General features: G+C 47.2%; 15 protein-coding genes. All 15 read right to left on the reverse strand.

From position 1 onward, the window contains the following. Nucleotides 1–2 precede the first annotated feature (2 nt). Nucleotides 3–1,514, reverse strand: coding sequence for a spore germination protein (locus M2108_RS16790; protein ID WP_277470536.1), 1,512 nt, complete (start codon nt 1,512–1,514; stop codon nt 3–5). A 129-nt stretch (nt 1,515–1,643) separates the two neighbouring features. After that, nucleotides 1,644–2,054 (reverse strand): flagellar basal body rod protein FlgB, encoded by a 411-nt coding sequence (flgB, locus tag M2108_RS16795; protein ID WP_277470537.1) that lies wholly within the window; start codon nt 2,052–2,054, stop codon nt 1,644–1,646. Between the two features lie 2 nt (nt 2,055–2,056). After that, a complete protein-coding gene (locus tag M2108_RS16800) occupies nt 2,057–3,493 on the reverse strand; it encodes a HAMP domain-containing sensor histidine kinase (protein WP_280777117.1) in 1,437 nt (478 codons plus the stop codon). After that, nucleotides 3,480–4,163 (reverse strand): response regulator transcription factor, encoded by a 684-nt coding sequence (locus tag M2108_RS16805; RefSeq protein ID WP_277470539.1) that lies wholly within the window; start codon nt 4,161–4,163, stop codon nt 3,480–3,482. Before M2108_RS16805 ends, M2108_RS16800 begins: the two co-directional genes overlap by 14 nt. 166 nt (nt 4,164–4,329) lie before the next feature. After that, a complete protein-coding gene (locus M2108_RS16810) occupies nt 4,330–4,479 on the reverse strand; it encodes a DUF2935 domain-containing protein (RefSeq protein ID WP_346780778.1) in 150 nt (49 codons plus the stop codon). Then, nucleotides 4,476–4,715 (reverse strand): DUF2935 domain-containing protein, encoded by a 240-nt coding sequence (locus tag M2108_RS16815; protein ID WP_277470540.1) that lies wholly within the window; start codon nt 4,713–4,715, stop codon nt 4,476–4,478. Before M2108_RS16815 ends, M2108_RS16810 begins: the two co-directional genes overlap by 4 nt. Before the next feature lie 128 nt (nt 4,716–4,843). Continuing rightward, nucleotides 4,844–5,656: a carbohydrate ABC transporter permease gene (locus M2108_RS16820; protein WP_277470541.1), complete on the reverse strand. Its 813-nt coding sequence runs from the start codon at nt 5,654–5,656 to the stop codon at nt 4,844–4,846. Continuing rightward, nucleotides 5,653–6,582 carry a carbohydrate ABC transporter permease gene (locus tag M2108_RS16825; RefSeq protein ID WP_277470542.1) on the reverse strand — a complete coding sequence of 310 codons (930 nt, stop codon included), beginning with the start codon at nt 6,580–6,582 and terminating at the stop codon, nt 5,653–5,655. Before M2108_RS16825 ends, M2108_RS16820 begins: the two co-directional genes overlap by 4 nt. Nucleotides 6,583–6,656: 74 nt before the next feature. Continuing rightward, nucleotides 6,657–8,012 (reverse strand): ABC transporter substrate-binding protein, encoded by a 1,356-nt coding sequence (locus tag M2108_RS16830; RefSeq protein WP_277470543.1) that lies wholly within the window; start codon nt 8,010–8,012, stop codon nt 6,657–6,659. A gap of 144 nt (nt 8,013–8,156) precedes the next feature. Beyond that, nucleotides 8,157–9,890 carry a cache domain-containing sensor histidine kinase gene (locus M2108_RS16835; protein ID WP_277470544.1) on the reverse strand — a complete coding sequence of 578 codons (1,734 nt, stop codon included), beginning with the start codon at nt 9,888–9,890 and terminating at the stop codon, nt 8,157–8,159. After that, on the reverse strand, nt 9,887–11,434 hold the full coding sequence (locus M2108_RS16840; protein ID WP_277470545.1) for a response regulator transcription factor: 1,548 nt from the start codon (nt 11,432–11,434) through the stop codon (nt 9,887–9,889). Before M2108_RS16840 ends, M2108_RS16835 begins: the two co-directional genes overlap by 4 nt. Nucleotides 11,435–11,667: 233 nt before the next feature. Beyond that, on the reverse strand, nt 11,668–12,045 hold the full coding sequence (locus M2108_RS16845) for a hypothetical protein (protein WP_277470546.1): 378 nt from the start codon (nt 12,043–12,045) through the stop codon (nt 11,668–11,670). A 534-nt stretch (nt 12,046–12,579) separates the two neighbouring features. Then, complete coding sequence (gene lgt, locus M2108_RS16850; RefSeq protein WP_277470547.1) at nt 12,580–13,494, reverse strand: prolipoprotein diacylglyceryl transferase; 915 nt, start codon at nt 13,492–13,494, stop codon at nt 12,580–12,582. A gap of 39 nt (nt 13,495–13,533) precedes the next feature. Further along, the gene (locus M2108_RS16855) at nt 13,534–14,067 is read right to left on the reverse strand and encodes a chromate transporter (RefSeq protein ID WP_277470548.1); all 534 of its coding nucleotides are present in this window, start codon (nt 14,065–14,067) and stop codon (nt 13,534–13,536) included. Between the two features lie 13 nt (nt 14,068–14,080). Next, the gene (locus M2108_RS16860) at nt 14,081–14,716 is read right to left on the reverse strand and encodes a chromate transporter (protein WP_277470549.1); all 636 of its coding nucleotides are present in this window, start codon (nt 14,714–14,716) and stop codon (nt 14,081–14,083) included. Between the last annotated feature and the right edge of the window lie 191 nt (nt 14,717–14,907).

The raw sequence follows: 14,907 nt of genomic DNA on the forward strand, positions 1-14,907 counted from the left end.
TGTTATTTGGTACGTTTGGGGAAACGCGCGGTCCTGCCCTGAGCCAGCCAGGGCAGCAGCCAGCGCATTTTGGATTTGGGTGCCCGGACAAGCACATCACTCAGATTGCGGATTGACATTGGCGCATAGGGCGCCATATAAGGAACCCCAAAAGGCTTCAGCGTTACCATATGTACGGACAGCGCAATTAGAAATAATACAATACCGTAGAAACCCAATACGCCTGCGGCGATCAGCAGCGGAAACCGGAGCATCCGGTAGGCTGTCCCCAGGTTATAGACCGGAAATGCGAAGGACGCGATTCCCGTCAGTGAAACGATGATGACCATCGGCGTGGAGATGATCCCTGCAGCTACTACCGCCTGTCCGATTACAAGGGCTCCCGCAATACTGACCGCCGGCCCCACCTGCTGGGGCAGCCTTATACCGGCCTCACGCAGCCCCTCGAAGATAAATTCCATAATCAGCGCTTCTATTACAGCCGGAAGCGGCACGCCTTCACGGGCTGAGGCAATGCTGACGACAAGCGGCGTCGGAATGACCTGCAGATGGAAGGTGGTCAATGCCACATACAGTGACGGCAGCAAAAGTGAAATATGGACAAATGTATACCGGATCCAGCGCACAAACGTAGCGTAGATATACCTGTCCGTATAATCATCTACTGCCTGCAGCCCGGACCAGTACGTCATCGGCAAAATCAGCACGAAAGGCGTATTGTCCGTGATGATAACGACTTTGCCTTCAAACAGGCTGGAGACCGCTACATCCGGCCGCTCTGTATTCTGGATTTGCGGAAAGGGCGAGATCCTATTATCCTCGATATATTCTTCGATATTGCTGGAATGGATAATGCCGTCAAGCTCGATTTTTTGCAGACGGCTTCTCACCTCTTTAACCAGGTCTTCCTTGACAACGCCCTCCATGTAGGCGATCACAACTTCCGTTTCAGTCAGCCTGCCCAGCTTCATGTTTTCCAGCTTCAGACTGGAGGAGCGGATCCGCCGCCGCAGCAGGGAGGTGTTGGTCCGGAGAGACTCCATGAATGCATCCCGCGGTCCGCGGACGACCTTCTCCGAGGTGGCTTCCTCGATCGCGCGCTGCTCCATTTTGACCAGATCGGCCAGCAGCACAAAGGCGTTTCCCTCTGTAAAAACAGCGGTTTCCCCGCGCAGGATTGCCTGGATAACCTGCTGTGTCTCATACGCCATGCTGATTTTGAGCGATGGAATAAAGATGTCCTTCAGCTCCACCTTCCGGGCCTCATCCACCCTGGAGCTGCTGCGGAAATGCTCAAACAGCGGCTGGAGCACAAACTCATCCACGGCCAGGACATCGCACATCCCATCCACATAGATCAGCGTGGCCCGGTCCAGTCCGCCGATACTGCAGTTACGGTACATAATATCCGAGCAATTCAGGAATTCAAGCTTCATCCGCTCTATATTGAATGCCAGATCCGGAGACAGCATTTCCGGCTCTTCGCGCTTACTGAATGTTGTCTGCTGTTTCATGTGCCATCCCCCCATGGTTGGTATTTGCAGGGAATGAGAGAATTATGCGTTGATACAGGCATTTTCAGCCAATCAAAATAAAAAGAGCACAGCCGCACCCCGCGGTCTGCACTCTTTCAGACATTATAACTACTTCAAATTTTGCAGCATATCCCTTATCTTCGTGTAGTGACCACTGACCTTATCGGCCATATAGTTATACATCAGCTGATTCTCCGCCAGATTCGCCATTTCCAGATCCATGTCCACATTGTTGCCGTTATTGTTCATCGCTGTGTCCGTGTTCCGGACAATTTGATAAGGGATCAGGGAGGCATTGTTATCTTTAATTCCGAAGTGCCTGGAATGGGTCTGCCTGATCTCCAGGTCATCCCGTGAACTGCCGCTGATTGCCCGTCTGAGCTCGTCTTCGAACACTACCGTTTTCTTCTTATAGTGGGGCGTGTCTGCATTGGCAATGTTCTCGGCGATCGTCTGATGCCGTACGTTGAGTATCTGTAAAAAGGATTCATTAAGTCTGGAAGAATTGCTCTCGATCAAGATTACACCTCCTTTCCGCTGCGGGCTGCCAGCTCATTTTTGCGGGGAAACCTCAGCGTCACCCTCGTCCATTCCCCGTACACACTTTCGATCTGAAGCTCACCGGCGTAGCCTTCCATCAACCGCTTTGCAATAGCCAGTCCGAGCCCGTTGCCTCCATGCTTGCGGCTGCGCGCCTTATCCACTCTGTAGAAACGGTTGGTGACCAGATACAATTCATCCTCCGGTATGCCCATACCGTAATCCATGACCGAAATGGCTAACAGGCCGGATTCCGCCGCCGCACTGACCCGGATCTCCTTCTGATCTCTGGTGTACTTCATCGCGTTGTCCAGAATAATGATCATCATCTGCTGAAAATGGTTCTTTTGCACAGGCAGCACACAATCATCACTAATCTCCAGCCGGGTGAGCATCCTGAATTCGGGGTTCACAAACTTGAAATTTTCAATGATTTCCCCGATAACCTGCTTTACCCGGATGTTCTCAGGAGAAAACTCTGCAATGGCAGCGGAGTGGTTGGCCCGGGTCAAAATCAGCAGCTCGGAGACCATCTGAATCAGCCGGTTCGTTTCATTCAGGCTCAGTTGAATCGATCTGTTCAGAACCTCCGGATCATCCTTGCCCCAACGTTTGATCATCGAAAGATGTCCATGGATTATCGACAACGGTGTCTTTAATTCATGCGAAGCATCTTCAATAAACTGCTGCTGCTGCCGGAAGGATTGCTCCAGGCTGTCCATCAGCTCGTTGAACATCAGGGAGAGCTCTGTCATCTCATCCTGCTGGTCGCTGATCTGAACCCGCTCCTTCAGCCCGTTTTCCCTGATCCTTCGCATCGTTCTGATCATGGAATTGATCGGATTCAGCAGCTGGAACGAGATCAGGCGGCCCCCGATCAGACTGAGTATAATGGCTACAAAGCCTGTAATGATGAACAGCGTAGTGATCAGATTAATCAGGCTTTCGAAATTTTCAAGATTGCGTACAATTTCTACAGAACCGCTGAATCCGCTGATTTCCAGAGGCTGTCTGTAGATTAACAGCGTATCTCCGCCCGGCGAGATTTCCAGCAGCTCCTCGGACGTAACATATTTGGGCTGAACCCAGTGCTCCGGTACTTTATCCGTTATGGTGAGGATGGGAGAATCATTTCCGTCAACAATCCGGATGAGCTGATAGCGCTCGTTCAGTATTTTCAGATAATCCCCGCTGCCTGTAAGATCGCGTCCCGGTTCAAACCCCTGCAGATAAGCCACGACCTCGTCCATATTATTGCGGATAATTTCTTTTTCGTGATTGTTGACCCAGTTCTGGATCACAGTAAATTGCAGCAGATTATAGGAGAGAAACAGAAGCAGCATAAGAACAGCTGCCCACAGGGTCAGCTTCCATTTGATATTCATATTTCTGAGTGAGAGTCTTTTAACTTTTATCATCCCGTATTAAATACCCTATTCCTCTGACCGTTTGTATATATTCTTCCTTATTAGCGGTGTCCAGCTTGTTGCGCAGATGCCTGATATAGACATCAACCACATTGGTTTCGATCCCGACATCATAGTCCCAGACCTGCCCGACCAGCATTTCCCGGGTTAACACCCGGTTGATATTTTTCAGCAAAATAAACAGCAGCTCGTATTCCTTTTTGGTCAGCTCGATCCACCGGTCGCCCTTTTTCAGCATTCTGGACTCGATATGCAGCTCCAGATCTTTGAACGTAAGCACCAGTGGCGGCTGGCTGCCCAGCTTCTCCACCCTTCTGGCGATCACCCTGATCCGGGCCAGCAGCTCTTCAATGGCAAACGGTTTCGGGATGTAATCATCAGCGCCTGTATCAAGTCCCATGACCCTGTCCATCACGCTGTCCCTTGCCGTAATCATCATGATCGGTGTATCCTTCACTGCTTTCACACGCCGGCAGATTTCGATTCCGTTCAGATTCGGCAGCATAAGGTCAAGCAGGATGATATCCCAGTCCTCGCTCAGGGCCAGCTCCAGCCCTTCTCTTCCATCATAGACCGGCCGTGCCTCATAACCTTCATGCTTCAGCTCCAGTATGATAAAATCGGACAACCCTTCCTCATCTTCAATAACCAGGATGCGCATCCTTAGGCCTCCAATACCGACATCACTTACTGCTCTCATTATAACCTGTTAAAATAACGTCGCGCTTAATGGAAAATGAAATTTTTTTCATAATCCGTGGTCTACACAAAAAATAGACAGACCTCCTGTTACGGACGGATCTGTCTGCTGAATAAAAAGGGTTCCTTCAGAACAAAATTTCACGCTTGTTGATCTTGGCTCCCGTTAACGATTTCTCAAACATATCCAGGATGAACAGGAAATGCTCCGCCTCCCGGTACACATGATCAGCCAGCAGCGGATGAATAATGCTCTTGATCCGGCATTCTGCAATCAGATCGCCTTATGAACCTCAACATTGAATGCCCTGATGGTCTGCGGATCTGTGTCTGCAGTATACGTATAAGCCTTCCGCTCGATTTCCTCAAAAATGGCTTGAAATTGACTGGCTTCATTGATTAACTGTGTGTCTTCACACCGGAATCCCAGCCGCAGGAACAGTGAATGCTCCTTCATGATACGTGACCAAAACCGCGTCTCTTCCAGTGAACGGACTACAAAAGGATCGGACAATTGAATCCCTCCCGCATATTTTCCGGATTTAAGCTACCTAGAAAGTATACGGGGTCCGGCTTGGCTATATGCATTGCAGGCATGCATGTTTCCATAACGATCCATTTTCGGCAACCACCATAGTAAAATTATCCTTTGACCGCACCACCGGTGAGTCCCCTGACCAATGTCTTGGAGCCAAAAAGGAAAAGAATGATTAGCGGAAGTGTACCCAGTGTTAGGCCCAGGATACTGGCAGAATAATCCGTCCGGAACACAGTTGACAAATTTGCAATCCCTAACGGGAGTGTGTATAACTGCGGTTTATTGATCGTTACTAAAGGTAACAGATAACCGTTCCAGGAGCCAAGAAATGAGATCAGCCCCAAGGTGCTGATTGCTGGCATCAGGAATGGAATGACGATTCTAATGAGAATGGCCGGCTCCGTGCAACCATCGATCCGCGCACTTTCTATTACTTCCGTTGGAACGGATGATCGGATAAACTGTGTCATAAAAAAGACTCCAAATGCATTGTTCAATCCGGCCAGAATCAGCGGCGCATGAGTGTTGTTAAGATGAAACCACTTCATTTCCATAACGTAAGCAATCAGTCCCAAATGGCCGGGAATCATCATGGTCAGCAGAATAAAACTATAGAGCGCATTTTTTCCTTTGAACTCATACTTAGCGAAAGCAAAGCCGGTTATGGAGGCAACACTAACCGTTACAAGAGTGAACAGAACGGCAACATAGAGACTGTTCCAGTAATTCCACAAGAAATCTGCCGAAATAATCGTTTTCAGATTTTCAAGCAGATAATTGCTGGGCAGAATCGGAAGCTGTTTGAACAAATCTTCAGAATAGTAAGTTCCCATTACAATCATCATATAGAATGGAAATAGAAAGGCGGCGGCTACCGCACATAGCAGCACTAAGGTGAAGAATCTCCTTACTCTCATGATTCGTCACCGCCTCTGTTGATCCATTTCATGCCAACTACCGAAAACAATGCAATAAACAGGAAAGTGCCATAAGCGATCGCCGCACCTTTGCCATACTTAAATGCGCTGCCATTGAAAGAAGCATCAAACATATACCAGATCGGTGTAAAGGTTGAGCCATCAGGCCCGCCTACCATGCTCGAACCGGAAGACCAGCCGCTGAACAACAACATAGGCTCTTCCACCAGCTGCAATCCACTAATAATTGAAGTGATCACCAAAAACAGGTTGATTGGTTTTAACAGCGGTATTGTAATTCGTGTGAACACATCTTTGGATGATGCCCCGTCTATCATGGCTGCTTCATAAACAGAGGTATCTATGCTTGCCATCCCTGCCGTATAGAACATGACAAAATAGCCAAGGTTTTTCCAGAAGACCATCAAAATGACGACCCATCGGGAGGTAGCAACTGAACCAAGCCAGTTTATCTTTTCTTGAATAATGCCTAGTTCCATAAGCATATTATTGAGAAAGCCGCCCTGCCAGTCGAATAACAACGAGAAAATAATGCCGACAGCGACTGGAGTTGTCATATAGGCACTGAATACGCTAAGCCGAAAAAAGGTTTTATGGCGAATCAGCTTGCTTTCAATTAAACTTGCCACCAGCATACCTATAAGAACAAGAGCCGGCAGATATACAGCCATAAAGATCATGACATTCAGCAAAGATTTCCAGAAAAAGGAATCATGAAGAAACAACTGTGTATAATTGCCCAATCCGATAAAATTGCGATTCCCGTATAAATCCCAATCCGTCAGACTGATATAAAGGGTAAATACTATCGGAAATAAGCTCAGGACTGCATATGATAAGAAATAAGGGGTTATAAAAAGGTAGGGCCATTTATTTTTACTGCTGATACCCTGCATTTTCTGCATGATACTCTCACTTCCCGTCCGTTAAAACGGCAGCCTGATCTATTCGAGCGGGCTGCCGCTGTTTTTATATTTAATTATTCGAAAACTAATTCAGGATGGTTCTTCTTCAGCTGTTCTTCCCATTTTTCCAGCGCTTGCTTGGCATCAAAGCTATTATCTTGAGCCATGACCTGCAGCACCAGCTCCGAGGAACTGTAAATATCCTGGTCATATTTAGTAACCGCTTTAGATTTCATATTCGGGAATACTTTTTCAACCCAAAACTTCCCAAGGTCCTGTCCGCCGAAAAACTCATCCGCCCCAGAGGAAAGTTTGGAGGTATCCTTAAAGAAGGATTTCAACGGCAAGATATAGTCGGATGTGGCAAAATTGGCTTCTGCTCCTTCGTCAGTGCCTAAGAGCCAGTTAAGATATGTCCAAGCTGCGTCCTTGTTCTTACTCTCTTTCCAAATGCCGATTGTCGTGCCTCCGTAAGGGAACCCGCCTTCAGGAGGCACCATAAGTCCCCAGCGGCCAGTGCTGGACTTATCGTTGGGCTTAATTACAAATTCAGGTGACCAGTTTGCTGCTGGATAAAAGATGACATTATCTTGAGAGTAGGATGCATTCCAGGTTGGCGACCACATAGCTAGCTTGCCTTCCGTATTGTTGTCGCGAACGGCCTGCAGTTGAGTAAATATTCGTAATACTTCAGCTGTGTTCACTTTATTACCGTCAACGATTGCAGTTGTACCCTGGTTGGAGAAGATCGTGTATGCATCCATCAGGCTTCCCAGCATGAAGCTCTTACCGCCGCTTTTCTCATACACTTCTTTGCCCTTTGCTATAAACGTATCCCAATCTGCGAACATTGCAGATAATTCATCGGGATCATCAGTACCAAAGTATTCTTTCGCCAAATCACGCTTGTAGGCCAGCGCACCCGGAGATCCGGATTGTTCCAGACCGACAAGTTCTCCCTTGCTGTTCGTAAGCAGTGGAAGCTCAAAGTCAAGCAGATTGGATGTATCAAATTTGTATGGTTCTTCAGATAAGCTTTGAAGTACATTCAGCTCATACAATGCGCCACGGAATGCGGCCTCTCCCCAGATAATGTCCGGAAGCTCAGAACCAGAGGCAATCGAGGTCTGAATTTTTTTTAAATAATCTCCTGCAGATACCTCTACGAAACTCAATGTGACATTCGGATACTTTTCATTAAATTTAGCTGCAGTACCCTCAAACCAGACTTTGTCCCAACCCCAAACCGTCAACTTACCGGAAACGCTTGCAGAATCGGGTGAAGTGTTTGTGCCTGTATTCCCGCTTACTTCCCCGGAAGCACCGTTTCCGCTGTTATTACCATTGCCGCAGCCAGCGAGAACCAAGATGAAGCATAATGTTAAAACAAGTGTGAAGAGCGATGATTTTTTACTGAATATTTGTCGCAATTCTTCTTCCCCCTTACAGCTGTTGTTTCAGCCTCCGTTTCCTGGGAACTCCAGGCCGTCTGCTGTATAGTTGTATATTAAGCTTGATGATATCCCCCAACAACAAGACGATCTGATGGTTTTGTACAAATTATGATAGTACCTTTATTCTGCGGAAATATTCCAAGATGGCAGGAGAACAGTAACCTTGGTTCCTCTCTGCTCGCTTGAACGGATGACGAGACGGCCTTCCTGTCCATACAGATATTCAATTCGTTCGCGTATATTCCATAGCCCAATCTGTTTCATGCCTCCAGAAGGACGGCTTACTGGTGGCAATGTTCCGTCCATAATCGCCTGAGCCTTTGACTTGCTCATCCCGCATCCGTCATCTCTGACAGAGATCACCAGCCTGCCGCTGCGTTTTCGGATAATAATCTCAATATGTCCAATCGATTCTTTTTCCGCAAAACCATGAAATATGGAATTTTCCACCAGCGGTTGAATCAAACTTTTTGGAATGGCATTATTCATTGCCTGCTCTTCCACATTCCATATCAGCTCGAATCGATCAGCATATCGGTATTTTTGGATTCGGACGAAGTGATTTATGATCTCTATCTCTTGCTGCACAGTGACATAAAGACCGTTGTCGCCAATATTTACCGCGTCATGCAAAATCCCGATGAAGGACTCCGTCATTTCTTCGATCGCCGCGAAGTTCTTTTTACGTGCCAGATAAACTACCGTATTTAGCGTATTGTATATAAAATGAGGATTAATCTGAGCAAACAACAATTCTGCTGACATTTTCCGCTGCCATCGTTCCTGAGCCACCTTCTCATCCATCTGCCGCTGAATATCTGCAAGCATCTTTTCAAAACCGTTCTTCAGCACCGATAGCTCATCATTGCTGCGGAATGACAACTGAACATTATAGTTACCCATGGATACCTGCTTCATCGCTTTTGTCATCTGCAGAATCGGACGGATTATACTGGATATTATTGGGAGGAACAAAAGAAAGCAGAGTATCAGACACAATGCCAGGAAGATGGCCCAGTAGCGTAAAATATACCCAACCCATTCATGAAATCGGCTCTTGGAGGTAAAAGTGAACACAGACCACTGTGATTTTTCAAAAGCGCTGGCCATATAATATCCCTTATCATGCTTGATTACACTAATTACCTGACCGTCAGTTGTCAGCATTTCTTCAGAAGGTTGTTCAACGCTAATGCCTTGCTTATACAGGAAGGTATGATCCGGCCCAATCCACGCTACCTGGTCGAAAGACTGGCCCAAGTATTGGAACAGACTCTCAAATGCCGCATAATCAATATTCAGGAGCAGCACACCACCATATTGTGGATCGAATCGGATAAAGAAACTGACGATCTTTTGGTTGTCAGGGTCTAGAATGATATGTGGAGTTGTAAATCCGCTCTTGGCATTGCTGTTTATTGCCTTCTGGTACCAGTCTTCTTGGAGAAGCCGTTCAAAATATGGATCCACATAGAGTGAGGACCAGAACACTTTGCCATCAGAGCGAACGATAGCCGAGCTTTCGAGATAGTCTCGCAGCACATTGAATTTTGTAAGCTGTATAACCACATCCCGGTATGCGCTAAGTTCATCATATGTAGACTTATATTCCAGCTGCTCTGCGAAATTCTGTAGCAGTTCATCATTCACCATATTGGCTGCATATTTCTGCACATCATCTATCAGGTGATTCATCTGATTCGTTGTCTGCTCTAAATGGATGGTATCTTCACGCAGCGCTTGCGCTTCAAGAATCGAGGAGAACTGCTCATAGGCCAATGCACTGATGGCAGTAACCGAAAGCGTAACGATTAGAATTACACTGCCAAGGATTTTGTTTTTTATTTTGCTCATTGGAATCTTCCGCCCTTCTGCTGCAGGAAGTCTTTGGGCTGCATACCGGTGTTTCTTTTAAATACTTGGCTAAAATATTGACTAGTTTTATATCCTACCTTTTCAGACACCTCATAAATCTTGTAATCGCCGGTCTGCAGGAGCTGCTTAGCCAGCTTAATCCGATATTCAGTTGTATAATCCAGCAGGGATTGACCTGTCTCCCGCTTGAAAGTAGAGCGAAGATGAATGCTGCTAATCTGCAGATGGCTTGCAACAGTCTCCAGAGACAGATCCGGATCGGCATAATTGTCTGCAACATAATCCATTGCTTTGTTCACCCAACGCGAGTATCTTTGTCTCAACTGATCACGTTCCAGACGTTCTTCCATAAATCGATAACTACAATTGATAATCTGCCGGGCATCATTGCCAAGCTCTTCAACGGGACCGCTGCTTCCGTCCCTGCGCCTCTCATTGCTGATCTCATCAATGACTGCGTGCAAATCGCTTACGTTTTTATGGGAGACAATGTTCTCAAGTTTGAGCTTCAGTAAATCAAGTTGATTTCTGTCAGGAGAAACGAAATACTGTCTGATTTCATTTGCAATGACGGAATCGCCTATGTCCACAGGAATCTGATCCAGCAGAAATATGGTTCCCGGAGACATAAACAATAAATAATCATACGCTTGTCTCATTGCCAGGTATTTTTTGCTTTGGTATTCGGCACTTCCTGTAGAAATGATGAACCGTGGAAGAGTAGAAGGATAATGCACCTTTATGCTAGTCCGCATAATGGTTGAAATCTGGCGTAAGTTATAAATTTGAAGCAATACACTGCTTGAAGAGATTAACTTCACCAACACTAAGTAGCCTCCCTCATCCATCTCCAGAAAATGAAGATCCTCAACTTCCTCTGATTGGATACGGATGTCTTCGATAATGCGCTTACTCACGGCAGCCGGCCAGCGTGAGCTCTTTCGTGTTCCATCCTGAAAGATAATGGTATCCAGTTCAAAATAAATCATGGCATATTGTCCTTGCTGATATTCCGCAGTGAGACGATGCAGACGAGATTCCCTATTGCCGGGAAAATCCGTATGTTTGCCTGACAGCATATCCTTAAGTACGATATGTAACACCTGTCCTTGGCCTTCCTCTTCTGCTGCTTCGGCTATCAATTCAGTCTTTAGCAGTTTAAGTTGTTCAAGCAAACGGTTGCGGCTAATTTCATGTTTAAGCAGATAATGGGCAGCACGCATTTCCAGCGCCTGACGCGCATAATCAAAGTCACGATAGGCTGTCAGAAAGATCAGACGAGTTTTGGGTGCACGCTGGATGATCATCCGGCCCAGCTTCAATCCGTCCATCGGCGACATGGATATGTCTGTGATGACAATTTGCGGCTCAAATTCTTCAAATAATTGCAACGCCATGCGTCCGCTGGTAGCTTTGGCAACGACCTGAAAACCGTTCTCTGCCCATGGGACCATCTCATATACATTATCAAGTGCAATTGGCTCATCATCGACAAGCATGACCGAAATTAGTGTATTGTTCATTGTTGAAATCTCCGTTCCTGTCGAATTTCGGATATATATGCAGGTATAACGGAAGGTGAAGGCGCTGTCAATCAAAATCCCTTCTTGTATAGCTGTTCGCATTAACTCGGATCAGATGGCTACCCGGTCGGAACCAGCGGAAGCAACGGGACTTTACCGTTGTATGGTTCTACCGGATAAAAAAAAGAGCAGCCGGTTTATCCTCGGCCGCTCCTCTAACACTACCCGGCATATTACTTGCTGACGGTTACCTTAATAATGTCACTTACCGTCTCGCCCGCTGCATTGACCAGCTCTGCCCGGTATTCATACTCCCCGGAAGCGCGGCCGCTGCTGTGGCCGCTGTTCGAGGACAGCACAGCCTGTCCAGGCTTGTCGGTTGCGAGAACCGCTCCGCCTGTAATCTGGAATGTGTAGCTCTTCTCGGCAATGTTGCCCGCTACATCGCTCACGATGTATTTCACTACGTGGGGCCCGGCATCCAGTGCCGCAGCACTCAGGGTCTGTCCTTCAGCAACCGGCTGTCCATCCAGCAGAAGCTGGCTTGTGGCAACACCGGAGAGCCTGTCTTCTGCAGCAAGCTCAAATTTCAGCTGCGCTTCCTCTGTCACATCGCCAACCGCATGACCGGACTCCTTCAGCTCCGCTGCCGGTGGAGCAGTGTCAATATTAACGTTCAGTGTCTCCTTCGCTTCAATAAACGGCGCGGGATCGCTTGGTCCGTCGGCATACGCTGCGGGTCAGGCCCCGAATGCGAACCATTGCAGCGGCACAGTAACTGCTGCAGCTAGTATGCCGTTAAGCAGCTTCTTTTTCCAACCTGAATGCTTCTCCTACATGTCCTGCCTCCTTAGGATATAAATCGGCGGTCTTCTCCATAATTGTCCACCGTTTGTCGTCTTATATGCTAGCATGCAAGAATCAAGTAATACCCACAAATATGTAAAGTGCTGCAAAATTATACTTTTGGCCTAGACTATGGCAGTTCACCATAGAATTATGAAAAAAAGTCACAGTGTCGCGGTCTGGAATCTGACACGTCCCTAAACGTTTCAATACAAATACAGCAGCCGGCTTTGAATATCCGGCTGCTGTATAAACTGTGTATGAATTTGTGTTAACACAAACATGATCTGAGGGAAACCTCACTTGGCAATGCCTTTAGTTCCTTTCTTTCGCTCAATCTCCGAGCTATACGGCACCGCTGTTTTCCGGATTCGTCTAACGATAATTAAAGCGGTAGCGGCCAAAAGAATAAGAACAGCCAGCAGTTGGGAGGTCCGGATATTTTCTCCGGCCTGCATAGTGCCCCAGCCCAGGAAAGCCGCCGGGCTCCATAAGGCTTTTAATAGAGCGGCAAGCCAATCAGGTCCGGCAAAGGACAGGCTGTCTGTACGCACTCCTTCCACATAAAAGCGTCCGAGGGAATACCATATGAAGTAGCCCATAAAGAGTTCACCGGATTTCAGGAATTTTCTCCGCCGCAGAATGAGCAGCAGAATAAGTCCGGTCAAGCTCCATACGGATTCATATAAGAAGGTCGGATGGTAATACTGGCCGTCTATGTACATCTGCTTCACAATGAAAGAAGGAAGCTTCAGCGTGCTGCTCAGAAATTCCTGTGATACAGGGCCGCCATGGGCCTCCTGATTGACAAAGTTCCCCCAGCGGCCGATCATTTGCCCCGTAATTAATCCCGGTGCGCAAATATCGGCAATCCGCCAGAACGAATATCCCTTTGCTCTTGTATAAATAACCGCTGCAATTACGGCTCCTATCAAAGCCCCGTAGATGGCGATTCCACCGTGCCAGATCATGAAAATTTCGGCAATATTATTTTTATAGCTGTCCCACTCAAAGGCCACGTAATAGATTCTTGCACCGACAATAGCCGATGGAAAGCCAATCAGCAGCAGATCGTAGAAAAAGTCCTTTTCGATTCCAAACCGCTTTCCCTCACGGATAACAAGCATTAAGCCTAAAAGAGCCCCTACCCCAATAATGATACCGTACCAGTGGACAGGGACCGGCCCAATGGAAAAAGCAATCGGGTTCAGCATGCCGCTGTCACCTCCTTATTATGTTTGTCTGAGGATGAGTTAAAATAAAACGATTCCGCCTACCGCCGACAAAAGAATGACTGCAAAAGGATGGATTTTATACCGGATTACCGCTATAAGACTCGCCGCACAAATCAGCAGCATCCCGAAGCTCTGCCAGCTCAGCCAGGACGCCTCTGCGCTCCCCAGGCCGAAATGAATAGCGGCATATACAATAAGCCCGGTAATGATGGGACGTAATCCGTAGAAGGAGGAACGCACCCAGTTGTTACTTTTCATCCGGAGAAAAAAGGCTGTAAACAAAATGACAATGAGCAATGAAGGCAGGATAATGCCAATCGTGGAAACGATTCCGCCTATAATCCCCATTTGTGAATAGCCGATCAGTGTGGCTGTATTGGTCGCTATGGAGCCCGGAGCCATTCCCGCCAAAGCAACCAGCTCCTGGAATTGCCCTGTGGTAAGCCATCCTTTTTCTGCTATTTCGCGTTGAATCAGCGTAATCACGGCATACCCGCCGCCAAATGAGATCAGTCCAACCTTAAGGAACAGAACAAATAATTCCAGCAACATGCTACCAGCACCTTCAGATGTAATATTCAAGATAATTCAAACCCGGCTGCTGGTCCTTCATCTGCTTTTCGGTTTGGGCCGAAAGACCAAGCACCTTTTTGACGGCAATAATAGCGACTCCTGCAACAGGTCCACCCAGAATAAGATATCCGGAATGCAGCGGGGTGAACAGCAGCAGCAGAACACTGATACAGGCAATCAGCATCGTAGGGATATCCATGATCGACGCCTTGCCTATTTTATAAGCGGCCACAATAATCAACGCGACAACCGCAGCATGAACGCCTTTAAGGGCAGCCTGCACTTTGGGAACATCCTGGAACAGCATACCTAAAATGCTCAGAATGAGCACAATCAGAAAAGTCGGCAGAGTAATGGCGAATACAGCCACGACGGCTCCCAGGACACCGGCCAGCTTATACCCGACAAAAGCAGCCGAGTTTACCGCAACCCCTCCCGGTGCAGAACCGGCAACTGAAACCATATCGCCAATCTCTCCCGGCTTCAGCCAGGCCTTTTTGTCTACAATTTCCCGCTCAATGGCTGCAATCATGGCATACCCGCCCCCGAAGGTCGAAGGCCCCAGTTTTAAAAAAATAGTAAATAACTGCAGCAGAACTTTAATATCTTCCTTTTTCCGTGCTTTCATTGCAAACCTCCGTACCCATATTGCCCATTTACTTGTTCAGACTTTAAAAGTATAACACGTTAATTCCATTTTGGTAAAAAGTATGCCCATCTCATTGTGTTTTTCTTGTTAACATTCGGATTTCTGGCATATCCTTGATTATTATCCGGGAAACCCCGCTAACTTTCATCCAAAATGAAATTAACTTCATT

The organism is Paenibacillus sp. PastM-3, from assembly GCF_029893965.1.
GTDB lineage: Bacteria > Bacillota > Bacilli > Paenibacillales > Paenibacillaceae > Paenibacillus_AQ.

Excerpts from the sequence above, each read along its gene's own strand:
- M2108_RS16790 (WP_277470536.1), bottom strand. The coding sequence starts at position 1,514 with ATGAAACAGCAGACAACATTCAGTAAGCGCGAAGAGCCGGAAATGCTG.
- M2108_RS16800 (WP_280777117.1), bottom strand. The coding sequence starts at position 3,493 with ATGATAAAAGTTAAAAGACTCTCACTCAGAAATATGAATATCAAATGG.
- M2108_RS16805 (WP_277470539.1), bottom strand. The coding sequence starts at position 4,163 with ATGCGCATCCTGGTTATTGAAGATGAGGAAGGGTTGTCCGATTTTATC.
- M2108_RS16820 (WP_277470541.1), bottom strand. The coding sequence starts at position 5,656 with ATGAGAGTAAGGAGATTCTTCACCTTAGTGCTGCTATGTGCGGTAGCC.
- M2108_RS16825 (WP_277470542.1), bottom strand. The coding sequence starts at position 6,582 with ATGCAGAAAATGCAGGGTATCAGCAGTAAAAATAAATGGCCCTACCTT.
- M2108_RS16835 (WP_277470544.1), bottom strand. The coding sequence starts at position 9,890 with ATGAGCAAAATAAAAAACAAAATCCTTGGCAGTGTAATTCTAATCGTT.
- M2108_RS16840 (WP_277470545.1), bottom strand. The coding sequence starts at position 11,434 with ATGAACAATACACTAATTTCGGTCATGCTTGTCGATGATGAGCCAATT.
- lgt (WP_277470547.1), bottom strand. The coding sequence starts at position 13,494 with ATGCTGAACCCGATTGCTTTTTCCATTGGGCCGGTCCCTGTCCACTGG.
- M2108_RS16855 (WP_277470548.1), bottom strand. The coding sequence starts at position 14,067 with ATGTTGCTGGAATTATTTGTTCTGTTCCTTAAGGTTGGACTGATCTCA.
- M2108_RS16860 (WP_277470549.1), bottom strand. The coding sequence starts at position 14,716 with ATGAAAGCACGGAAAAAGGAAGATATTAAAGTTCTGCTGCAGTTATTT.